Here is a 22,077-nt window from a genome sequence, read left to right on the forward strand (position 1 = left end):
TTTCTGAACCCCGCGGCTTGCAGTCCGTCGCTTGTCTGGCATCTTGCATTTCCGAATCAGAGAGGATGAGTCCATTGCAACGCTGTGCCTCGCCCAGCAGGAGTCTCTTTATGTTGAATCGCCGTCTGCTTATTGCTCTCGCCTCCGTCGGCGTCATTGGGCTTGCCGCCCCCGCCCAAGCATGGTCTTGGGGCTTCAAGGAACAGGTCAAAGCGTCGGGCGAGATCGTTAGCGAGAGCCGTGACTTGGGTGCATTCGACGCCCTGAGCCTCGCCGGCAGCTACAAGGTGGTGGTGCGCCAAGGTGCCACCGTCAAACTCGAGTTGAAGGCGGACAAGAACTTCTTGCCGCTGATCGAAACAAGGGTGGTCGAGGGCAGCAAGGGCCGCACCTTGGAGGTCAGCACCAAAAAGGGCTTCAGTTTCTCCAGCAAGAACGATCCGCAGATCACGCTGGTGCTGCCGCAGTTGCGGGCGGTGGCGATTGCGGGTTCGGGCGACGTGAGAGTCGAGACCATGAAGACGCCCGCGGTCAATGTCAGTGTCAGCGGTTCGGGTGACATCGAGTTTGTCGATCTCAGCAGCGACAGCTTGAGCGTGCAGGTCAGTGGCAGCGGCGACATCAAGGCCAGCGGACGCACCGGCAAGTTCAGCCTGTCGGTGGCCGGCAGTGGCGATATTGATGCGCGTGGCCTGCAAGCCGATGAGGTCAAGGCCAGCATTGCCGGCAGCGGCAACGCGACCGTGCATGCGGTGAAGACGCTGAAGGTTTCGATCGCCGGCTCCGGTGAAGTTGCCTACCTGGGCTCGCCCGAGCTCAGCAGTTCGGTGGCCGGCCATGGCACGATCACCAAGCTGAATTGACCGGCATGTGACAGACGGGTGCCCGCCACCCGGTGACAATTGGGGCATGACTAGAACTGAATTGCCCGGGGCGTTATGGCGTCAGCCCGAATTCCGGCGCGGCGCGCGCGAGATGATGGGCGTGAGCCTGGGTATTTCGGCCTGGGGTCTGGTGACCGGCGTGGCGATGGTCAAAAGCGGCTTGTCGGTGCCGCTGGCGCTGCTGATGAGCCTGGTGGTTTTTGCCGGCAGTTCGCAATTGGCGGCCTTGCCCTTGATCGCCAGCGGCGCGCCGATGTGGGTGCTGTGGGCGACCGCCTTTTGCGTCAATCTGCGCTTTGTGATTTTCAGCGTCCAATGGCGCATGTACTTCGGCCACCTGCCGCTGCTGCAGCGCATGAGCGTGGGCTACTTTGCCGCCGATTTGAACTATGTGGCGTTCTTGAAGCGCTTCCCCGAGCCCAAGCCGGAGCCCGCGCAACTGCCTTATTACTGGGGCGGAGTGGCGTGGAACTGGGCTTCTTGGCAAATCCCGTCCATCGTCGGTATTCTGGCCGCCAACCATGTGCCGACGCAATGGGGCCTGGGCTTCGCCGGCGTCTTGGCGTTGCTGGGTCTGGCCTACACGCTGCTGAAGGACCGCAACACCTGGGTCTCGGCGGCGGTGGCGGGTTGCGCGGCGGTGGCCGCTTACGGGCTGCCGCTGCGACTCAATATCCTGGTCTCGATCGCGGTGGCCGTCACGGTCGGTTTGCTGATGGAGCATTGGCTGCCCGAGCGGAGGGTGTCCCAATGAGCGACTGGGAAACCGTTCTCGCCATCTTCGGCATGGGCGCGATCACCTTGCTGACGCGCAGTTTCTTCCTGCTGCCCAAGCATGACTTGCCGCTGCCCGACTGGGTCAAACAAGGGCTGCGCTATGCGCCGCTGGCCGCGCTGGCGGCCGTCATCGTGCCGGAAATCGTGATGACGCAGGGGCATTTGATCGCGACTTGGAAGGATGCCCGTCTCTATGCGGTGGCGGCCGGGACGGCCTATTTTTTCTGGAAGCGCGGCATTCTCGGCACCATCATCAGCGGCACGGCGGTGATGTTGCTGCTGCGCATTGGGCTTGGCTGGTAACCCGCTTGTTCGGAATTGTGCAATTGACTTGGTAAGCTAGCGGCCATTGCATTTACATACCCGGGCTCAATTTCATGAACGTCATTCGTTTCTCCGATCTGATCGCCGCTGGCAAGGTGGCCGGCCAGCGTGTTTTCATCCGCGCCGACCTCAATGTGCCGCAGGACGATGCCGGCAATATCACCGAAGACACCCGTATCCGCGCGTCCATCCCCTGTATCGAGCAGGCCTTGAAGGCCGGCGCGGCCGTGATGGTGACTTCGCACCTGGGCCGCCCGACCGAGGGCGAGTTCAAGCCCGCAGATTCCCTCGCTCCCGTGGCCAAGCGCATGGGTGAGTTGCTGGGCCGTGAGGTCAAGGTCGTCGCCAACTGGGTCGATGGTGTCAGCGTCGCTGCCGGTGAGTTGGTCTTGCTGGAGAACTGCCGCGTTAACAAGGGCGAGAAGAAGAACGACGAGGCGCTTGCCAAGAAGCTCGCTGCCTTGTGCGATATCTTCGTCAATGATGCCTTCGGCACCGCCCACCGCGCCGAGGGCACGACCTACGGTATTGCCCAATTTGCCAAGATCGCCTGCGCCGGCCCCTTGCTGGCCGCCGAAATCGACGCCATCACCCAGGCTCTGGCGACGCCCAAGCGGCCGCTGGTCGCCATCGTGGCGGGCTCCAAGGTGTCCACCAAGCTGACCATTCTGAAGGCGCTGTCCGACAAGGTCGACGGGCTGATCGTAGGCGGCGGCATCGCCAACACCTTTATGTTGGCGGCGGGCCTGAAGATCGGCAAATCGCTGGCCGAGCCCGATCTTGTGGCCGAAGCCCGTGCCGTCATCGACGCCATGAAGGCGCGCGGCGCGGCGGTACCGATTCCTGTTGATGTGGTGGTGGCCAAGCGCTTTGCGGCCGACGCCGAGGCGACGGTCAAGGCCGCCGCCGATGTGGCCGACGATGATCTGATTCTGGACATCGGCCCGCAAACGGCCGCCATGCTGGCCGAGCAATTGAAGGCCGCCGGCACCATCGTCTGGAACGGCCCGGTCGGTGTGTTCGAGTTCGACGCCTTTGCGCATGGCACCGAGACGATTGCGCGCGCCATTGCGGCGTCCAGCGCCTTCAGCATTGCCGGCGGTGGCGACACGCTGGCCGCGATCGCCAAGTACGGCATCGAGAAGGATGTCGGCTATATCTCGACCGGCGGTGGCGCCTTCCTGGAAATCCTCGAAGGCAAGACGCTGCCGGCGTTCGAGGTCCTCGGCAAGCGCGCCCAAGAGGCCTGATCGGTTTCACGCGAGCCCGGCAAAGCCGACTAGCCCGTGATACTTCGCCGCCTTCTGCTGGGTTTACTGTTGTTAACCTTGTTGGCCTTGTATGCCAACGAGCATTGGATGACGCGGACCTTGCGCATTGATGCGGCTTCGCATCCAGCGGACTTGGTCAAGGCAGTCAACGACAGCATCGATGGCGGGCTTAGCGAAGGGCGTTTGGAGCGTCGGGGCAATGGCTGGATCTTGCATTGCGAGATCCGGCCGGGCTACGAATGGCCATTCTGTGATTTGCAAGTGCGGCTGGCCGAGCTCGGGCGGGGCGTGGATTTGACCCAGTTTGACAGCGTGCGCCTGTGGGTGCGCGCCAGCGGTCCAGAGCCGGTTCAGCATGTGCGGGTGTTCTTGCGCCATTTCGACCCCGCCTATTCGAATTCCGGCAAAGAAGCGGACATGAAGCCCCATGAGGTGGTGTTCGCTCCTAGCGCGGAGTCGGTGCCGGTGGAGTTCCGATTGGCGCAATTCATGGTGGCCTCCTGGTGGGTGCAGGAGCACCCGCTTCCGGTGCATTTGCTGGGGCCTCAACTCGACAACACGGTGCTCCTGAGTCTTACCACCTCGGGTTTGGTGACGCCGGGTGCGCACAAAATCGAGCTGGACGCGATTGAGTTCGTCGGCGTCTGGGTCGATCCAGCGACCTTTCGCTTGGCCATCATCGCGGTCTGGTTTGCCTGCATGGGCGCCTTTCTGTTCTGGGACTGGCGGCGTTCACGGCTGCGCCTGGGGCGCACCCTGCGTCATAAGCGCGAGTTGCAACAAGCCAATGCGCGCTTGGTCGTTCGCTCGGGCGAGTACGAGGCCAAGGCCCATCACGACCCGCTGACCGGCGTTTCCAATCGTCTGGGCCTCAAGCACGACCTGAACCTGCTGATGCGTGCGCAGGAAGAGCAGATGTTCCCTTTGGCTGTCGTGTTTGCCGACATCGACCATTTCAAGAGCATCAATGACAGCTTGGGCCATGACGCGGGCGACGAGGTGTTGAAACAGTTCGCGCAACACCTGAAGGCCAATATCCAGCGCGAAGATTTGCTCGCGCGCTGGGGGGGTGAAGAGTTTGTGCTACTCATGCCGCTGACCCGAGCCGAAGAGGCCGTCGCCGTGGCCGAGCGCTTGCGCCTGATGCTGACCGAGCAGGCTTGGTCGGGGGGTATAAAGGTAACGGCCAGCTTCGGCGTGGCGCAGGCGACCCGCCATAGCGAGGGCGAGGCTGGCATTGAGGCCGCCATGCGGGCGGCCGATCAGGCCATGTACAAGGCCAAGCGCGAAGGGCGCAACCGCGTCGAGTGCAACTTCAAGGACTTGGGCAAGGAGGCCTAGGTTTTGCCATCTTTGCATGACGCCTAAAGCACTCGGCATCAGAATGCAGGAATTGGCGCGGTAACCTCCGGCCAGTTTGTGAAAACATGGAGACCTCGATGAATAACAAGGACAGCTTGTCCCCGGCCGAAGCCGCCTTGCGCGAAGCCGCGCTCGAATATCACCGCGCTCCGACGCGCGGCAAGATCGCCGTCACTCCTACCAAGGCCTTGTCCAACCAGCGCGACCTGTCGCTCGCCTACTCGCCCGGCGTCGCCTATGCCTGCCTGGCGATCGAGCAGGACCCGTCCCTGGCGGCCGAGTACACCTCGCGCGCCAATCTGGTCGGCGTGATCACCAATGGCACGGCCGTGCTGGGCCTGGGCGATATCGGCCCTTTGGCCAGCAAACCGGTGATGGAAGGCAAGGGCTGCCTGTTCAAGAAATTTGCCGGCATTGATGTGTTCGACATCGAGTTGGCCGAGCGCGATCCGGACAAATTGGTCGACATGATCGCCGCGATGGAGCCGACCTTGGGCGGCGTCAATCTGGAAGACATCAAGGCGCCCGAATGCTTCTATATCGAGAAGAAGCTGAAGGAGCGGATGAATATCCCGGTCTTCCATGATGACCAGCATGGCACGGCCATCATCTCCAGTGCCGCGCTCTTGAACGGCCTGGAACTGGTCGGCAAGGACATCGCGACGGTCAAGTTGGCCGTGTCGGGCGCGGGTGCAGCGGCGATCGCCTGCCTGGACGTGATGGTGGGCCTGGGTGTGCGGCGCGAGAACATCTTTGTCTGCGACTCCAAGGGCGTGATCCAGGACCAACGCGAAGATGCCAAGGCCGGAAAACTGGATGAATCGAAGCAGCGCTATTGCCAGCATACTGAGGCGCGCACGCTGGCCGATGTGGTCGACGGCGCCGATGTCTTCCTCGGTTGCTCGGCCGCCGGCGTGTTGACGCAAGAGATGATCATCAAGATGGCCGCCAAGCCCATCATCCTGGCGCTGGCCAACCCGGAGCCGGAGATTCGCCCGGAACTGGCCAAGGCGGTGCGGCCCGATTGCATCATCGCCACCGGCCGTTCGGACTATCCGAATCAGGTCAACAACGTGCTCTGCTTCCCCTACATCTTCCGTGGAGCGCTGGACTGCGGTGCGTCGAAGATCACCGAGGAAATGAAGCTGGCCTGTGTGCGCGAAATCGCGGCTCTGGCCAAGGCCGAAACCAGTGACGAAGTGGCGGCGGCCTATGCCGGCGAGGAGTTGCACTTTGGCCCCGAATACCTGATCCCCAAGCCCTTCGACGCCCGGCTGATTCTGCGCATCGCGCCGGCAGTGGCGCAGGCCGCCGCCGACTCCGGTGTGGCGCTGCGCCCGATTGCCGATCTGGACGCTTATCGTCAGTCGCTGGAGCGCTATGTCTACCAGACCGGCATGTTCATGCGGCCGGTGTTCACGGCGGCCAAGGCCAATCCCGCACGGGTCATCTACGCCGAGGGCGAGGATGAACGGGTGCTGCGCGCGGTGCAAGTGGCGTTGGATGAGGGCATCGTCAAGCCGACGCTGATCGGCCGGCCCGAGGTGATTGCCGCGCGGCTTGAGCGTGCGGGCCTGCGGATGAAGCTGGGCGTCGATGTGGCCGTGATCGACCCGGACAACGATGCGCGCTTTCGCCAATATTGGGAGGCCTATCACGAGGTCTTGGGTCGGCGCGGCGTCACGCCCGATATGGCCAAGGCGGCGGTGCGCCGCTCGGCCACCACCATTGGTGCGCTCGCGATCAAGCTCGGCGACGCCGACGCGATGATCTGCGGCATGGTCGGCCGCTTTGATAACCACCTCGAGCATGTGTCCGACCTGATCGGGTTGAAGCCGGGCGTGCGCAACTTCGCCACCATGAACGCGCTGATGCTGGAGCAGCACACGCTCTTCATCACCGACACCTTCGTCAACGACCAGCCCGATGCCGAGCAATTGGCCGAGATCGCCGCGATGGCCGCCGAGGAGGTCAAGCGTTTTGGCCTGCCGCCCAAGCTGGCTTTTGTTTCGCATTCGATGTTCGGCTCCAGCAAGCGGCCGTCGGCCGTCAAGATGCGCCGGGCTCGCGAGTTATTTACCCAGCATGCGCCGGATGTCGAGTGCGACGGCGAGATGCATGGCGACGCGGCGCTGTCCGAATCGGTGCGGGCCGCCTTCCTGCCCGGCAGCACGCTCAAGGGCTCGGCCAATCTGCTGGTCTTGCCTTCGCTGGACGCCGCCAACATCCTCTTCAATGTCTTGAAGGTGACCTGTGGCCACGGTGTGACGGTGGGCCCCATCCTGCTCGGCGCGGCGGCGCCGGTGCATATCCTGACGCCGTCGGCGACGGTGCGGCGCATCGTGAATATGACGGCCTTGGCGGTCGCGGATGTGTTGGCGGCGAAGGCTTGAAGCTGTAACCGCGTGAAACTGGTTTGGGGCCTTGAAAGCGCCCCATAATCGGCGCCTGTAACTTTATTTCAGCGAGAGCCCGTCATGACCCGTGCCACCAAGATCGTTGCCACCCTCGGCCCAGCCTCTTCATCGCCGGAGATTCTGGAGCGGATGATCCGGGCCGGCGTCGACGTGGTGCGGCTGAACTTCTCGCATGGCAAGGCGCAGGACCATATCGACCGCGCTCGCATGGTGCGTGAAGCGGCAATGGCTGCCGGCAAGGCGGTCGCCATCATGGCCGATATGCAGGGCCCGAAGATCCGCGTCGGCAAGTTCGAGAACGGCAAGATCGAGCTGATCAACGGCGAGCGCTTCATCCTCGATGCCGACCGCACCGAGTTGGGCAATGAGGAAGCCGTCGGCCTTGATTACAAGGAACTGCCGCGCGATGTGAAGCCCGGCGACACGCTGCTGCTCAACGACGGCCTGTTGGTGCTGACGGTCGAGGCGGTGCGCGGGGCAGCGGTGCACACCATCGTCAAACTCGGTGGCGAGCTGTCCAATAACAAGGGCATCAACAAGCAGGGCGGCGGGCTGACCGCCCCCGCGCTGACCGCCAAGGACATGGAAGACATCAAGACCGCGATGAGCTTCCGCTGCGAGTACTTGGCGATCAGTTTCCCCAAGAACGCGACCGATATGGAGATGGCTCGCCAACTCGCCAATATGGCCGGCGAGCCCTATAACCACAAGCCGAGCATGATCGCCAAGATCGAGCGCAGCGAAGCCATTCCGCATCTGGAATCGATTCTGAAGGCCAGCGACGGCATCATGGTCGCGCGCGGCGACTTGGCCGTTGAAGTTGGCAATGCGGCGGTGCCGGCGCTGCAAAAACGCATGATCAAGATGGCGCTGGCCTTGGACAAGGTGGCCATCACCGCGACGCAGATGATGGAGTCGATGATCGTCAACCCGGTGCCGACGCGCGCCGAGGTGTCGGACGTGGCTAACGCGGTACTTGATGGCACCGACGCGGTGATGCTGAGCGCCGAAACGGCGGCGGGCAAGTTCCCGGTCGAGACCATCGAGCAGATGGCCGCGATTGCGCAAGAGGCCGAGCGGGCCGAGTTCGTTACCTTGGACACCGACTTTGCCGGCCGCCAGTTTGGCCGTATCGATCAGTCGATCGCGATGGGCGCCTTGTTCACCGCCCATCACCTCGGCTGCAAGGCGATTCTGGCGCTGACCGAGTCGGGCTCCACCGCCTTGTGGATGAGCCGGCATCGCATTCAGGTGCCTATCTATGCCTTGACCACGCAAGAAATCAGCCAGCGCAAGATGACGCTGTACCGCAATGTGCGCCCGCTGCTGATGCCCAAGTTCGAGGACCGCGACACCGCGCTGGCCGCGGCCGAGAAGATCCTGGTCGACAAGGGCGTGCTGATGCCCGGTGACACTTATGCCATCACCTGCGGCGAGCCGATGGGCTATCCGGGTGGCACCAATATGCTGAAGGTTTGCCGCGTCGGCGGGTAATCCGCTCACTTTGGCGAGCCAAGGGCCCGCTATAGTCGGCGCAATGAGCCTAAGCCTGCGTCCAATATTACTTGCTGTTTATTCGGCTTGTTTGGTGTTGGCCGGTTCGTTGTCGGCTCGGGCCGAGACTCAAGTTGATCCTCCGGCGATTCGCTGGCTCTTGCTGGATTTTGTGCCCTATCACATGGTGGATGGGCCAAACAAGGGCACGGGGCTGAGGGATCAATACCTTAACGCGCTGATCAAGCGCATGCCCGAATACCGCCATGTGCTGGAGGTCAGCAGTACCGAGCGGATTTTCCAGTACATGCAGAGCGGGCAGCCGGTATGTACGCTGTCGATGTTGAAGGTGCCGGAGCGTGAGGCCTATACGGTTTTTGGCACGGAAGCCTTCTTTATTCAGCTGCCGCCGGTGTTGATCGTGCGGCGTGGCTATGCGCCGCCGGGTGGTTGGAAAAAACGCGCGCGGGGCGACATCTCGTTGGCCGATTTGCTGCAGTCCGGTGAGGTGCGCTTGGGTACGCTGCCAAAGCGGCGCTTTGGCCTCGGGATTGATGAGGCCTTGAAACAAGCCCGCACCAACCGGCCGGATCAGGTGCTTGACTTCAGCGAATACGGTTTGCTGTCCGGCCTCCTGCACACCTTGGGGCGAAATCGTTTTGACGTCACCCTGGGTTATGCGATCGAGGTCGAGCAACTGCGCAAGACACAGGCCGACCTCGGCGACTTCGAGTATCTGGCGCTGAGCGAGGCGCCGGGCTTGATCATTACCTACCCGTCCTGCAGCCGCACGCCTTGGGGCAAGCAGGTGATGCAGACGATCGACCAATTGCATGGCATGGAGGCCGAGCGGACACTTCTGCGTGAACGCTACGAAGCGCTTTTGCCGGCCGGGGAGCGGCAGGTCTACCGGGCTCGCATGGCTGCTTTGAACGCCAGTGCGGCGAGTCAATTGGCTCCGGCGGCGGTCGTAGAGCCGAAGTCCGGGTCGCGCTGATCTGCTGATGCGCGTTGCGCCATGAGTGCAGGAGCCGATTTGCTGATGTGGCGGCGCAGGCTGCTGGCACTGCCGTTACCAAGTATTTCCGGTCTTGCTGGTTTTGCGGCCTCCAATGCGGTCGGGTCTGATGCCTTGTTGCCGGTTCCTGTCGCGGTCAGCGAGTCCAGCCGTCGCCCTTTTGTGGCGCAGATGCTGGCGCTGATCGGGCAAGCGGCTGGGATTGACTGGCAAGTTCACCGCGTGCCCTGGGCGCGTGTGCTGCTGATGGCCGAGCGCGGCCACGCCTTGGCCTTTGGGGTGTCGCGCAGCGCCAGTCGCGAGCAGTTATTCGAATTCAGTAACCCGGTATTTGACAACCATGTCTGGATGGTGGTTCGGCGCGATCAGTCGCTGAATTACCGCGACCTCAATGATCTGCAGGGACGAACTCTTTGCGTGACCCGAGGCATCAGTTATGGCTCGGCTTTCGATGCGGCCAAAGGAGTCGTCTTCCGGGTTGAGCTGGTGGACGGCGATCTTGGTGCGCGCACGCGAATGTTGATGGCCGGCCGCTGCGATGTGATGCTGACTTCGCACCGTCACCCGCAGCCTTGGGCGGTAGAGCAGGTCTTGCGCAGGGAGTCTGGTCATGCGGCGGGCATCGCGGTCGTGCCGACACCGATGCAGCTTGATCCGGTGCATTTCGTGGCCGCCCGAGGCCACGCACTGGCGCAACTGCTGCCGCGCCTGAATGAGGCCATGCGGGCTCAGTCCAAAACGATGCAGGCGCTGATCAACAGCGAGTTGTGAGCGATGGCCGCGGCGGCGAGTTAGGCGGCCATTGGCCAATCGGCGCGCTCAGGCGAATGCCGCGAACTGGCTTTTGATGCGGTCCCATTCTTCTTTCGACAGATGCAGTTCCACCACTTCGGGGTGTCGCGGCTCAAGTCCCTTGCGGCGATCTAGCGCCTTGGGGACCTCTTTATCCTGTTGTCGCCTGTCGATGCCCTTGCGCCGATCGCCGCCGCTCCAAGGATCATTTCTAAAGGGACTTTTCATGGGGATTCCTTGGGCCGCTGGACCGCAGCCTGTGCCTAAATTTTACGAGGAATCCGGGAATACCCTGCGTGAATTAATGACACATGGGTGTTGTTTGTGCCGTTTTGACACTATCCGTTCTGCGCGCTTTTCACCAGGGCCGCGATGCGCGGCGTCATATGGGTCGGCATCAGTTCTACCTCCTGATGTGCCTTTGCAAAAACGCGGAACAACTCATCGGTGAAGCCGTGGCCCACATCAACGACGCCGTCGAAATTGATCTCGGCGCGACGGAACATCGGCAGGCGGGCCGCCACGCGGCGGGCCTGCGCACGCGAGTCCAGCGGCTGGCCCGGCCCGGCCAATAGCCGCAGCGCGATCGTGGTGTGGTCGAACTCGATGCCGCTGCCGTCCAGGCTCCAGGCCTCCAAAACCTGGTCCAGCGTGCGCTTGGTGTCGAGCGAGATCGACATATAGATCGAGCTGCCCTGGCGCGGCATCGGCCGGCCCGGCTGCCAGCCGCCGCTCTCCCAGGCGCGGCGCTGGAAGGCGGTGCCGTTGGCGTGGATGTCGAACACATCGGCCAGCTGCGAGCTGAAGAAGAGGCCGCGGCCGGTGTGCATCTCGGGCTGACTGGTCAGCCTGCCCTTGCTCAGTTCCAGCATCGCGTGCTGGGCGTTGGCGATGTCAAAGGCCGAGCAAATCTTGTCGAACACGCCGCAGCCATCGTCGGAGACCAGCAGTTGCGCGTGGCTGGGCGTCTGGCGCAGCGAAACGGTGACGCTGCTGCCGCCGCTGTGGTCGGCGGCGTTATTGACCAGCTCGGTGAAGCCATGCTGGATCATCCGTGCGACATGGGGCGGCAGGTCGAAATTGGGCGCGAAGTCGCGTTGCCAGGGGATGTCTTCTTGCAGGCCGTACAAGGTGTAGCTGCGGGCGACCTGACGGAGTAGGCCGGGGCCGTAGAGGGGGCGGCGGTCGCTGCCGCTGCGGCTCAACCAATTGGCGTCGACCAGCCGGCGCAAGGCGGCCAGCGAGGCGCGCCGGCTGGCGCCGGTGCGCTCCTCCAGATGGCTGGCCAAGTCATGCGAATGCTCGCGCGCGGCGGCGGTGATCCAAAGCGTCAACTGATCGATGGCTAAACGTGTCATGCGGCGGGCTCCTGAACAGCGAGTGTCGACGGCATCAAACTTGCCTAAGCCGTGAAAAATGGGGCACAGAGAGCCTAAATGCTTGGCGGCGACCGCACAAGCGAGGCAGCCCTTGCATTGTTGCTACAAGGTCGCCGCTAGAATCGCCGCCAGTTACAACGCGGTTACATCGCCCAAGTCGATGATTTGGCGCTAGGCTGCGTTCGCAGAGATTTATCAAGGTTTTTAACTTCCCAAGGGACTCTCTCATGGCTCTCGTTTCAATGCGCCAATTGCTGGATCATGCTGCCGTCAATGGCTATGGCATCCCGGCCTTCAATGTCAACAATCTGGAGCAGGTGCAGGCCATCATGATGGCCGCCGATGAACTGAATGCGCCGGTCATCATGCAGGCCAGCGCCGGTGCACGCAAATACGCGGGCGAGCATTTTCTGAAGCACCTGATCCAGGCCGCGGTGGAAAGCTACCCGCATATCCCCGTCGTGATGCACCAGGATCATGGCCAGAGCCCGGCTGTCTGCCAGGGTGCGATCGACCTGGGCTTCTCTTCGGTGATGATGGACGGCTCGCTCGAGGCCGACGGCAAGACCATCGCCAGCTATGAGTACAACGTCGACGTCACCCGCAAGGTCGTCGACATGGCGCATGCCTTGGGCGTGACGGTGGAAGGCGAGTTGGGCTGCCTGGGCTCGTTGGAGACGATGCAGGGCGACAAGGAAGACGGCCACGGCACCGACGCGGTGATGACGCACGCCGAGTTGTTGACCGACCCCGAGCAGGCGGCCGATTTCGTCCAGCGCACCCAACTCGACGCGCTGGCCATCGCCATCGGCACCAGCCACGGCGCCTACAAATTCACCCGCAAGCCCACCGGCGACATCTTGGCGATTGGCCGGGTCAAGGAGATCCACGCCCGCCTGCCCAATACCCATCTGGTGATGCATGGCTCGTCGAGCGTGCCGCAGGACCTGCTGGCCAAGATCCGCGAGTTCGGTGGCGATATGGGTCAGACCTTCGGCGTGCCGGTCGAAGAGATCCAGGAAGCGATCAAACATGGCGTGCGCAAGATCAATATCGACACCGACATTCGCCTGGCGATGACGGCGGCGGTGCGCGAGTTCTTTGTCAAGAACCCGAGCAAATTCGACCCGCGAGAGTTCTTGAAGCCGGCCCGCGACGCCGCCAAATCCATCGTGCGCCAGCGTTTTCAAGAGTTCGGCTGCGAAGGTCAGGCCGGCAAGATCAAGGCGCGCAGCCTGGTCGATGTGGCCGCAGCCTATGCGCGGGGTGAGCTGAATCAAATGATCAAGTAATAGGGCGGAACTTTCGCCGCTAACCCGCTCGGTTTGTAACCAGCGGGTTTTTTTACGCCCGCATTGCCGCCTAAAATCGCGCCTTATCTTTCGGACGACCGTCATGACTACCGCTGCCCTGCTGAACTCCACCATCACCTCGCTCCCCCTGATTGCCCGCGGCAAGGTGCGCGAAAACTATGCGGTTGGCGAAGACCGCATCCTGATGATCGCGAGCGACCGCCTGTCGGCCTTCGACGTCATCATGGGTGAGCCGATTCCTGGCAAGGGCGCCTTGCTGACGCAGATGGCGCTGTTCTGGTTTGCCAAGCTCGAAGGCATCGTGCCGAATCATTTGACCGGTGACGACCCGCTGTCGGTGGTCAGCAGCGAGGCCGAGAAGGCGCAGGTCAAGGACCGCTCCATGCTGGTCAAGCGCCTGAAGCCGCTGCCGGTCGAGGCGGTGGTGCGCGGTTATCTGGCCGGCAGCGGCTGGGCCGAGTACAAGGAGAAGGGCGAGGTCTGCGGCGTCAAGCTGCCGGCCGGTTTGCAGAACGCCTCCAAGCTGCCCGAGCCGATCTTCACGCCCGCCACCAAGGCCGAGATGGGTGATCACGATGAGAATATTTCCTTTGACGTGATGGTCGGAATCATCGGCGAGGACTTGGCGACGCGCGTGCGCGATATCTCGATCCAGCTCTACAAGCGAGCCGCCGATTTTGCGCTGACCAAGGGCATCATCATTGCCGACACCAAGTTCGAGTTCGGCCTGGACGCCGATGGCACGCTGACCTTGATGGACGAGGTCTTGACGCCGGATTCTTCGCGTTACTGGCCGGTCGAGAGCTACCAGGTCGGCATCAATCCGCCCAGCTACGACAAGCAGTTTGTGCGCGACTGGCTGGAGCAGGCCGAGGTGGACGGCAAGCCCTGGGGCAAGACCGCGCCGGCCCCGGCACTGCCCGAGGCCGTGATCGCCAACACCGCCGCCAAGTACCAGGAAGCTCTGCAGCGCTTGACTCAGGCATGAGCATCAAGAGCCGACTGCTGAAGCGGCTTGATGCCGACATCGCGGCGTCGGCGGGTGTCGCGCAGGCTGCCAGCCTGAAGGTGCAACGGGCCTTGCTGATGCTGCGTCATGGTCATATGGCCGCGGCTCGCGAGCAATTGACGGCTCTGCATGTTCAGGCCTTTCAACACCCTCATCCCGAAATCGGCGCATGGCTGCATTTCGCCGAGGGTTTGATGAGTTACTACACCGACTTCAGCAGCGCGGCGCAAGAGAAAATTGTGCATGCCCAAGCGATGGCCAAGGCATCGGCGCTGGCCGAGCTGGATGCCATGTGCTCGGCATGGCTGGCGCAGTTGGCTTACCTCAGGCACGACCTTGACGGGATGCTGGCGCAGGCGGCGGCCTGTGATGAGCGAGCCAAAGCGGACGATCACGACGCGCGCTACCGGCTTTGCACGGTGCTGGGTCTCGCGCATGACCTGACCAGCCGACCCGATCTTTCGCGTGATTGGTATGCCAAGGCGCGCGCCCATGCGCAGGCCGACGGGGATGATGCCTCCTTGTCGGCGCTGATGTACAACATGGCAGCGACCCGCACCGCGCAAGTGCGGCGAGACTCACTGTCCAAGGGTTTGGTTTTACGGGCGGAATTGCTGCTCAGCGCCGATTCGATCTCGCATTACGACGCCGCGGTCGGAGGTTCGGTCCAGCCGGAACTGACCCCCATTCTGCGTGCCCAGATTCTGACCGTTGAAGGTGACTACGAGCGGGCTCGAGGCCTGTTTGAGGCGCACCTGCCGAGCACCATGGCGGCCGGCTTGGCGCGCTGGAGCAGCAGTCTATTGGCCGACCTGGCTTGGTGCAGGGTCAATTTGGGGCAAGTGGAAATGGGCCTGCAGCAGGCGCATGAGGCCGAGTCGGAACTCGATGCATTGTGCGATGTCGATGATAGAGCCGCCACTCACAGCCGTTTGGCCCAAATCTATGCGGCCCTGGGTGATGCGGCCGGGGCAGCTCGGCATGAAGAGCAGGCCACCGCCGGCTGGCTCGAGTTTGCCGAGCAGCAGCGTTTGTGGGCGCAGGCCTTGAGTCAATCCGGACTGCGGCCCCGCTGATGGATCAATTCAGCGCCATGCTCAGCTTGCGCCGATATTGATCCAGCAGCGGGTCGCGCGGGACCACCGCCGCCTGACCCGCCAGCTCGAGCGTGCCCTTGGTCTCGGCCGTGGCCGACTTGGGCGCGGGCTTGCTCATCAGTTCCAGTATGGCGATATAGCTCTTGCGCGCCAGGCCGTTATTCCAGGCCTTGTCGCGCATGATGATTTCCAGCAGCTCGTCCATCGCCTCGGTATAGCTCTGGCTTGCGAACAGGCCCTGCGCCAAGGCGTAGCGAGCATCGAAGTCGCGCTTGTTGGCGGCGATGCAGGCCTGCAATGCGCCGACATCCAGACCGGCGGCGGCACGCTCGCAAGCGGCCAGCCAATGGCCCAGCGCCGCAAAGCGGGCATGCGGGGTGATGGTGTCGACCGCCTTGGCCGCCACCGGCTCGAAGGCTGCCTTGGCCTCGGCCAGTAGGCCCAGCTCCAGCAGCGCTTTCACATAGTCAAAGCGCGCAGCCTCATTGGCCGGGTCGGACTCCAGCGCGCTCTGCAGCTTGACGAGTGCCGCTTCCAAGTCGCCCTCGGCCATCAAGTCCTCGGCCTCGGCGACTTCTTCTTGCGCCTCCAGCACCTCGCCGGGGGGCACATGTTTGTCGAGGAACTCCCGAATCTGCGCCTCCGGCACCGCGCCGACGAAGCCGTCAACCGGCTGGCCGCCGACAAACATCACGCAAAACGGGATGCTGCGCACGCCGAACATCTGGCTCAGCTGGGTGGATATCTCCGGCACCTCATCGGCATTCACCTTGGCCAGCTTGAAGCGGCCCGCATAGGCGACCTCGAGCTTCTCCAGCAGCGGGCCGAGGGTGCGGCAGGGACCACACCAAGGCGCCCAGATGTCCAGCAGCATCGGCTGCTGCATCGAGCCGGCGATCAGTTCGGATTCGAAATTTTGTAGCGTGATATCTATCATGGCGGCGGAGCTTGTTAGCGGTTCAACGGCGATTCAGTGCCCGTAAAAACGGGCGGGTGGCGAGCAAATGGCGCTCGCCGCCTACAATTCAAGGTTTTCTAGTCATGCAAGCGAGTCTTTACGGGCTCACCGGACTTGCCGAGCGTCTCAATGAACATAGCGACAACAGCAAAAGCAACTCCCTTGGTTGGCGTGGTGATGGGTTCCAGCAGTGACTGGGACACCATGAAGCATGCGACCGACATTCTCGCCGAGTTCGGTATCGCCTTTGAGGCGAAGGTGGTGTCCGCGCACCGCATGCCCGACGATATGTTCGCCTATGCCGAAACGGCGGCCTCGCGTGGCCTGCAGGCCATCATCGCCGGTGCCGGCGGAGCCGCCCATCTGCCGGGCATGTTGGCCGCCAAGACCGAGGTGCCGGTGCTCGGCGTGCCGGTCGCCAGTCGCCATCTGCAAGGCGTCGATTCGCTGCATTCGATCGTGCAAATGCCCAAAGGAATTCCGGTCGCCACCTTTGCGATCGGCAATGCTGGCGCCGGCAATGCGGCCTTGTTTGCCGTCGCGATGCTGGCCAACCATGACGCCGATTTGCGCGCGCGCTTGACGGCCTACCGGGCCCGCCAGACCGAGGTGGCGCGGGCGATGACGCAGGATTTGGTCTGATGAAGGCGAGCTTGCTGCCTGGCGAGGCCAGTCTGGGCGTGATGGGCGGCGGCCAGTTGGGCCGCATGTTCGTGCACGCGGCGCAAAGCCTGGGTTTTCGCACCGTGGTGCTGGACCCGGACGCCGACAGCCCGGCCGGGTTGGTCGCCCATCAACATATTCGCAGCGACTATCTGGACGTAGCCGGACTGACTCTGCTGGCCCAGCAATGTGCGGCCATCACGACCGAATTCGAGAACGTGCCGGCGCAAGCGCTGGAGCGGTTGGCGCAGACGCGTTTTGTGGCGCCGGCCGGCGCGGCGGTGGCGATCTGCCAGGACCGCGTCGCCGAAAAAGCCCATTTCGCGGCCAGCGCGGTGGCGTGCGCGCCCTATGCGGTGATCGTCAGCGAGGCCGATTTGCTGGCCGTCGGCGACGACTTGTTGCCCGGTATTTTGAAGACCGCCACGCTAGGCTATGACGGCAAGGGCCAAGTGCGCGTGCGCAGCCGAGCCGAGTTGGCCGCCGCCTGGAGCGAACTCAAACAGGTGCGCTGCGTGCTGGAGCAGATGCTGCCGCTGGCGCTGGAGATCTCGGTCATCAGCGCCCGCAATGCGCAGGGCGAGATCGTGCAGTTTCCGGTCCAGCAGAACCTGCATATCGACGGCATCCTGGCCGTCACGCAAGTGCCGGCGCCCGGCGTCAGCGCGGCGCTGCAAGAGCAGGCCTTGGCCTCGGCAGCTCGCATTGCGGCGTCGATGAACTATGTCGGCGTGCTCTGTGTCGAATTCTTCATCCTGCAAGATGGCCGTTTGATCGTCAACGAGATGGCGCCGCGCCCGCACAACTCGGGCCATTACACGATGAACGCCTGCGATCTGTCGCAGTTCGATTTGCAGGTGCGCGCGATGACCGGCCTGCCGCTGGTGCAGCCGCGTCTGCATTCGCCAACGCTAATGCTGAATCTGCTCGGCGATCTGTGGTTCAGTCCGGCCGAGCCCGGCGTTGAGCGCACGCCGGCTTGGGATCAAGTGCTGGCGCTGCCCGGCACGCATCTGCATCTCTACGGCAAAACCAGCGCCAGGCCCGGCCGCAAGATGGGCCACCTGAACATCACCGCCGCCAGCGCCGAGCAGGCCGAGAGCGTTGCGCGACAAGCCGCCGCCCTGCTGGGTCTGGCGATGGATTGGTGAATGTTTTGAGCGTTTTCGCATGTTGCTGAACGGCGCCGACCCCCTCGCAATCGAACAGGCTGCGCGCCGTTTGGCGGCCGGTGAGCTGGTCGCCTTGCCGACCGAAACGGTCTACGGCCTGGGCGCGCGCGCCGATGACGACGCCGCGGTGGCAAAAATATTTGCCGCCAAGGGCCGGCCCGCCGATCACCCGCTGATCGTCCATGTGCTGGACGCCGCCGATGCCGCCCGCTTCGCCACCGAGTTGCCGGCCTTGGCCCTGCGCTTGATGAACGCTTTTTGGCCCGGCCCGCTGACGGTGATCGTGCCGCGGGCGCCGGCGATGGCTGGGGCCGCCGCCGGCGGGCAGAACAGCATTGGCCTGCGTTGCCCGGCGCACCCGGTGGCGCGCGCCTTGTTGGCGGCAGCAAGAGCGCAGGGCGTGCTCGGCGTGGCGGCACCGAGTGCGAACCGCTTTGGCCGTGTCAGCCCGACCCGGGCCGAGCATGTCGCGAGCGAGTTTGACGCCGATTTGCTGGTGCTGGATGGCGGCGAATGCGCGGTCGGCATCGAGTCCAGCATCGTCGATTGCAGTCGTGGCGGCGCCGTGTTGCTGCGGCCGGGCGTGTTGACGGCGGCGCAGATTGAGGCCGCTCTGGGCCAACCCTTGCAGGCGCCCGACGCCCAGGCGCCACGCGCTTCCGGCACCTTGGCCGCGCATTACGCGCCGCGTGCGACGGTTCGGCTGCTGGATGCGACGACATTGACGGAACGCTTGGCCCGGCAGTTACCTTTGGGCCTGGCGGTATATTCCCGTACGGTCGACGCGTCAAGAGTCGGCGGCTTGGCTAGGCCGATGCCGGCGGATGCCTTGGCGGCGGCGCAACAGTTGTTTGCCGTGCTGCGTGAGTTGGACAAGGCCGGGGCGCAAGAAATCTGGATTGAATTGCCGCCGCAAGGCAGCGAGTGGGATGGGGTCAGGGATCGCCTGACCCGAGCTGCGGCGGCGTTTGAAGCCTAGCCGTAAGTTTTTGCTTGGAATTTTTGGACGGAGTTTTCATGAAGAGTATTCAACGTAGCGCCGGGCGCTACGGCCGCGCCTTGTTGTCGATGGCCGCTTTGGCGATGCTGGCGGCCTGTGGTGGCGGCACCGAGCAGATCGAGCCGTTTGCTCCGACCCGCATCATCGCCCTTGGCGATGAGTCGAGCCTGATCACACCCGAAGGCAAGAAGTACACGATCAATGCCGTCAACGCCACCACCGGCGCATTGGAATGCAATAGCAACCCGATCTGGGTGCAGACGCTGGCCTCGTCCTTTAGCATGGTGTTCCCCGAATGCAATCCGGACAAGGTGGCGGCACCGCAAGGCCTGATGCGCGCTCAGGCTGGTGCCAAGGTGGCCGGCGTGAAGTCGCAGATCGACACGCTGCTGGTGGCGGGCATCGGCCCCAAGGACTTGATTTCGGTGCTGGTGGGCGCTAATGACGTGCTGGAGCTTTACGCCAAATACCCGGCGCAAAGCAAGGAGGCTCTGCTCGCCGAGGCGCGCGCGCGCGGCAAGGCCTTGGGCGGCCAAGTCAATCGGCTGGCGAATGCCAATGGCCGCATCATCTTGTCGACCTTGCCGGACATGGGTTTCTCGCCCTTGGCCGTGATTGATGGCAAGCGTGACGCTACTTTGCCAAAATTCATGAGCGATTTGACGCGCGAGTTCAACCTTGAAATGCGCGTGGAAATCATCAACGATGGGCGTTTGATCGGACTGGTGTTGACCGACGAAAATACCCAGGTCATTGCGAAATATCCGAGCAGTTTCGGTATTTCCAATTTCACCGATGCGGCCTGCCTGGCGACCCCCGCCATGCCTGCTTGTACGAATGCGACCCTGACTCCCGAGGCCACCAAGGACAATAGCTGGAACAGCTATCTGTGGGCGAGCGACCGTTTGTATGCGCCCGCCGGCCATGTCCAAGTGGGGCGAATGGCGGCCACCCGCGCGCGCAACAACCCGTTCTGATCCATCTCGGATGCGAGCAAACCCGGCCGCTGCAAACCGGCCGGGTTTTTTCGTTCTGGATGGCCCCAATTACACTGCCGACATGACCGTATTGCTGTCCCTGGATAGTTCCACCGAAACGATGGCTCTGGCGCTGACAAGCCCGGCCGGCCGCTGGCTGTTTGAAGCCGAAGGCGGACCGCAGGCCTCGGCCCGTTTGGTGCCCGAAGCGCTGGCCTTGTTGGCACGCGCCGGCCTGAGCTTGGGCGCGGTGGATGCGATCGGGTTTGGCTGCGGCCCCGGTGCTTTCACCGGTCTGCGGGCGGCCTGTGCGGTGACGCAGGGTCTCGCGTTTGGGGCGGCCAAGCCGGTCTTGTCGATAGACAGTTTGATGCTGGTGGCCGAGGCCGCTCGCCAGCAAGCCGACACTGCGGGTGAGCCGCTCTATGGCTCGATCTGGGTTGCCATGGATGCCCGTATGGGTGAGATTTATGCCGCCCAATATGCCTGGGAATTGGGCGTTTGGACAGTTGTGAGCGCCCCCGCTCTCTATACGCCGGCGGCCCTGTGTAACGCTTGGGGCTTGCTGCCGCCGACGGCGGTGACCGGCTCGGCGTTGACGGTGTTTGCCGAGCAACTCGCAATCGGCGATGCGCCGGCTTGTCGGGTGTGGCCGCAATCGCAATCGCAATCGCAAGGGCGCGCGGCGGCACTGGCGGTTTTGGCGCAGCAGGCTTGGGATGCGGGAGCGCAAATGGACGCCGCCGAGGCGATGCCGATCTACATTCGCGACAAGGTTGCGCAAACAACTGCGGAGCGCTTGGCGGCGCGGGCCGGCTGATGAGCGCCCAACTTGCGCCCAATTCAGCCCGCTTGTGGCCGATGCGGGCCGCCGACGTGGCCGAAATCCTGGTTCTGGAGCGGCAGGTTTATGCGATGCCTTGGTCCGAGGGCAATTTCATCGATTCGCTGGCGGCCGGCTATGAGGCTTTTGTATTGCGCAGCGCACCGGTATTGCGGGATCCGCGGACTCAGTTGTTCGGCTACTTCCTGGCGATGAAGGGGGTTGACGAGATGCATCTGCTTAATCTTTCGGTAGCGCCCGAGCAGCAGGGCAGGGGCTTTGCTCGGTTGATGCTGGACGCCTTGTGCAAGATCTGCCGCGAGCAGGCTTGCCCGCAGCTATGGCTGGAGGTCCGTGTCGGCAATCAGCGAGCCCGCGAGGTTTATCGACGTTATGGCTTCACCGAGTTGGGGCTTCGCCGCGCCTATTACCCGGTGGCTGCAGGCCCGCGTGAAGACGCGGTGCTGATGAATCTGGCGGTGACGCCATGAGCTGGGATGAGCGCCAGCGTCTGATGTTGGCCGAAATGGGCTTGCGGGTGTGGTCGCCCTTGCCCGCCGCCGTCAAGCTGGCGGCCGAGGCGATCGAGGTGAGCCAGCCGGTTTCTGCGCCCCCTCCCCATGTGCCGGCACTGCCGATAGCTGCTGCGCAAGCCCTGCCCGCTGCCTTGCGGCCAAGCGCTCCGGCCGCCGCCCCGGGCGTCTCCCATCGGCCTGCCGATCTTCCCGCGCGCTTGCCCGCGATTGCCCGCATGGACTGGGACGAATTGCGCCACAGTGCCGCCGAATGCCGGGCTTGTGCGCTTTGCGGCGGGCGCAGCAACAGTGTGTTTGGTGCCGGGCAAACCAGCGCGCAATGGCTGGTCGTGGGCGAGGCGCCGGGCGAGCAAGAAGATGCGCAGGGCGAACCTTTCGCCGGCCAAACCGCGCAGTTGTTGGTCAATATGCTGCGCGCCATCGACTTGTCAGCGGATGCCTCGCCCGCTGCGGCCGTGCCAGCGCAGCGCTTGGTCTATCTGAGCTCTGCTTTGAAGTGTCGGCCTGCGCCGGGCAGCACGCCGGGGCCGGATGAATTGCAGCAATGCCGACCTTATTTGGAGCGGCAAATTGAGTTGCTGAAGCCACGCATTATTTTGGCCATGGGTCGGTTGGCGGTGCAGGCTTTGCTGGGCAGCAATGAGCCGCTGGGACGCCTGCGTGGTCGTGTGCATGACTATCAAGGTACGCCGGTGATTGCGACCTTCGCGCCCTCCTATTTGTTGCGCAATCTGGCCGAAAAGGCGCGCGCCTGGGAGGATCTCTGTCTGGCGCGGGCGACCTTGCAAGCCCGCGGCCCGTGATGGCTCCG

22 protein-coding genes are annotated in these 22,077 nt (G+C 63.4%); 19 read left to right on the forward strand and 3 right to left on the reverse strand.

What is annotated here, in order from left to right:
• The first annotated feature begins 110 nt into the window (after positions 1 to 110).
• The 9 genes from LNV07_RS15735 to LNV07_RS15775 all read left to right on the forward strand — a co-directional run bounded on the left by LNV07_RS15735 (position 111) and on the right by LNV07_RS15775 (position 10,318).
• Positions 111 to 863 (forward strand): head GIN domain-containing protein, encoded by a 753-nt coding sequence (locus tag LNV07_RS15735; protein ID WP_263572115.1) that lies wholly within the window; start codon positions 111 to 113, stop codon positions 861 to 863.
• Between the two features lie 46 nt (positions 864 to 909).
• Positions 910 to 1,638: an AzlC family ABC transporter permease gene (locus tag LNV07_RS15740; RefSeq protein WP_263572116.1), complete on the forward strand. Its 729-nt coding sequence runs from the start codon at positions 910 to 912 to the stop codon at positions 1,636 to 1,638.
• Positions 1,635 to 1,964 (forward strand): AzlD domain-containing protein, encoded by a 330-nt coding sequence (locus LNV07_RS15745; protein ID WP_263572117.1) that lies wholly within the window; start codon positions 1,635 to 1,637, stop codon positions 1,962 to 1,964. The genes LNV07_RS15740 and LNV07_RS15745 overlap by 4 nt, the downstream gene beginning before the upstream one ends.
• A gap of 74 nt (positions 1,965 to 2,038) precedes the next feature.
• A complete protein-coding gene (locus LNV07_RS15750) occupies positions 2,039 to 3,235 on the forward strand; it encodes a phosphoglycerate kinase (protein ID WP_263572118.1) in 1,197 nt (398 codons plus the stop codon).
• A gap of 69 nt (positions 3,236 to 3,304) precedes the next feature.
• Complete coding sequence (locus tag LNV07_RS15755) at positions 3,305 to 4,597, forward strand: GGDEF domain-containing protein (protein ID WP_263572119.1); 1,293 nt, start codon at positions 3,305 to 3,307, stop codon at positions 4,595 to 4,597.
• Positions 4,598 to 4,695: 98 nt separating this feature from the next.
• Positions 4,696 to 7,011, forward strand: a complete 2,316-nt coding sequence (locus tag LNV07_RS15760) for an NADP-dependent malic enzyme (protein WP_263572120.1) — start codon at positions 4,696 to 4,698, stop codon at positions 7,009 to 7,011.
• 84 nt (positions 7,012 to 7,095) lie between these two features.
• Entirely contained in the window at positions 7,096 to 8,529 is a 1,434-nt protein-coding gene (gene pyk, locus LNV07_RS15765) for a pyruvate kinase (protein WP_263572121.1), read from the forward strand.
• Between the two features lie 43 nt (positions 8,530 to 8,572).
• Positions 8,573 to 9,526, forward strand: a complete 954-nt coding sequence (locus tag LNV07_RS15770) for a TIGR02285 family protein (protein ID WP_263572122.1) — start codon at positions 8,573 to 8,575, stop codon at positions 9,524 to 9,526.
• A gap of 21 nt (positions 9,527 to 9,547) precedes the next feature.
• Positions 9,548 to 10,318, forward strand: coding sequence for a substrate-binding periplasmic protein (locus LNV07_RS15775; protein ID WP_263572123.1), 771 nt, complete (start codon positions 9,548 to 9,550; stop codon positions 10,316 to 10,318).
• A gap of 48 nt (positions 10,319 to 10,366) precedes the next feature.
• Here LNV07_RS15775 and LNV07_RS15780 read toward each other — a convergent pair whose 3' ends face one another.
• The gene (locus tag LNV07_RS15780; RefSeq protein WP_263572124.1) at positions 10,367 to 10,567 is read right to left on the reverse strand and encodes a hypothetical protein; all 201 of its coding nucleotides are present in this window, start codon (positions 10,565 to 10,567) and stop codon (positions 10,367 to 10,369) included.
• A 110-nt stretch (positions 10,568 to 10,677) separates the two neighbouring features.
• On the reverse strand, positions 10,678 to 11,697 hold the full coding sequence (locus LNV07_RS15785) for an ATP-binding protein (protein WP_263572125.1): 1,020 nt from the start codon (positions 11,695 to 11,697) through the stop codon (positions 10,678 to 10,680).
• A gap of 248 nt (positions 11,698 to 11,945) precedes the next feature.
• On the opposite strand from LNV07_RS15785, the gene fba reads away from it, so the two are divergent.
• The 3 genes from fba to LNV07_RS15800 all read left to right on the forward strand — a co-directional run bounded on the left by fba (position 11,946) and on the right by LNV07_RS15800 (position 15,116).
• Positions 11,946 to 13,010: a class II fructose-bisphosphate aldolase gene (gene fba / locus LNV07_RS15790; RefSeq protein WP_263559460.1), complete on the forward strand. Its 1,065-nt coding sequence runs from the start codon at positions 11,946 to 11,948 to the stop codon at positions 13,008 to 13,010.
• A gap of 103 nt (positions 13,011 to 13,113) precedes the next feature.
• Positions 13,114 to 14,019, forward strand: a complete 906-nt coding sequence (locus LNV07_RS15795) for a phosphoribosylaminoimidazolesuccinocarboxamide synthase (RefSeq protein ID WP_263572126.1) — start codon at positions 13,114 to 13,116, stop codon at positions 14,017 to 14,019.
• Positions 14,016 to 15,116 (forward strand): hypothetical protein, encoded by a 1,101-nt coding sequence (locus tag LNV07_RS15800; RefSeq protein WP_263572127.1) that lies wholly within the window; start codon positions 14,016 to 14,018, stop codon positions 15,114 to 15,116. Before LNV07_RS15795 ends, LNV07_RS15800 begins: the two co-directional genes overlap by 4 nt.
• Positions 15,117 to 15,120: 4 nt before the next feature.
• On the opposite strand, the gene LNV07_RS15805 is transcribed toward LNV07_RS15800, so the two are convergent.
• Positions 15,121 to 16,074 (reverse strand): tetratricopeptide repeat protein, encoded by a 954-nt coding sequence (locus LNV07_RS15805; RefSeq protein WP_263572128.1) that lies wholly within the window; start codon positions 16,072 to 16,074, stop codon positions 15,121 to 15,123.
• A gap of 150 nt (positions 16,075 to 16,224) precedes the next feature.
• On the opposite strand from LNV07_RS15805, the gene purE reads away from it, so the two are divergent.
• The 7 genes from purE to LNV07_RS15840 all read left to right on the forward strand — a co-directional run bounded on the left by purE (position 16,225) and on the right by LNV07_RS15840 (position 22,069).
• Positions 16,225 to 16,737 (forward strand): 5-(carboxyamino)imidazole ribonucleotide mutase, encoded by a 513-nt coding sequence (gene purE / locus LNV07_RS15810; protein ID WP_263572129.1) that lies wholly within the window; start codon positions 16,225 to 16,227, stop codon positions 16,735 to 16,737.
• Positions 16,737 to 17,909: a 5-(carboxyamino)imidazole ribonucleotide synthase gene (locus LNV07_RS15815; protein WP_263572130.1), complete on the forward strand. Its 1,173-nt coding sequence runs from the start codon at positions 16,737 to 16,739 to the stop codon at positions 17,907 to 17,909. The genes purE and LNV07_RS15815 overlap by 1 nt, the downstream gene beginning before the upstream one ends.
• 19 nt (positions 17,910 to 17,928) lie before the next feature.
• Positions 17,929 to 18,909, forward strand: a complete 981-nt coding sequence (locus LNV07_RS15820) for an L-threonylcarbamoyladenylate synthase (protein ID WP_263572131.1) — start codon at positions 17,929 to 17,931, stop codon at positions 18,907 to 18,909.
• Between the two features lie 38 nt (positions 18,910 to 18,947).
• On the forward strand, positions 18,948 to 19,907 hold the full coding sequence (locus LNV07_RS15825; RefSeq protein WP_263572132.1) for an SGNH/GDSL hydrolase family protein: 960 nt from the start codon (positions 18,948 to 18,950) through the stop codon (positions 19,905 to 19,907).
• Between the two features lie 82 nt (positions 19,908 to 19,989).
• Positions 19,990 to 20,727, forward strand: coding sequence for a tRNA (adenosine(37)-N6)-threonylcarbamoyltransferase complex dimerization subunit type 1 TsaB (gene tsaB, locus LNV07_RS15830; protein ID WP_263572133.1), 738 nt, complete (start codon positions 19,990 to 19,992; stop codon positions 20,725 to 20,727).
• Positions 20,727 to 21,221 carry a ribosomal protein S18-alanine N-acetyltransferase gene (gene rimI, locus LNV07_RS15835; RefSeq protein WP_263572134.1) on the forward strand — a complete coding sequence of 165 codons (495 nt, stop codon included), beginning with the start codon at positions 20,727 to 20,729 and terminating at the stop codon, positions 21,219 to 21,221. Before tsaB ends, rimI begins: the two co-directional genes overlap by 1 nt.
• Entirely contained in the window at positions 21,218 to 22,069 is an 852-nt protein-coding gene (locus LNV07_RS15840; RefSeq protein ID WP_263572135.1) for a uracil-DNA glycosylase, read from the forward strand. The genes rimI and LNV07_RS15840 overlap by 4 nt, the downstream gene beginning before the upstream one ends.
• Positions 22,070 to 22,077 lie beyond the last annotated feature (8 nt).

This window comes from Roseateles oligotrophus, from assembly GCF_025717515.1.
GTDB classification, from domain to species: domain Bacteria; phylum Pseudomonadota; class Gammaproteobacteria; order Burkholderiales; family Burkholderiaceae_C; genus Paucibacter_A; species Paucibacter_A oligotrophus.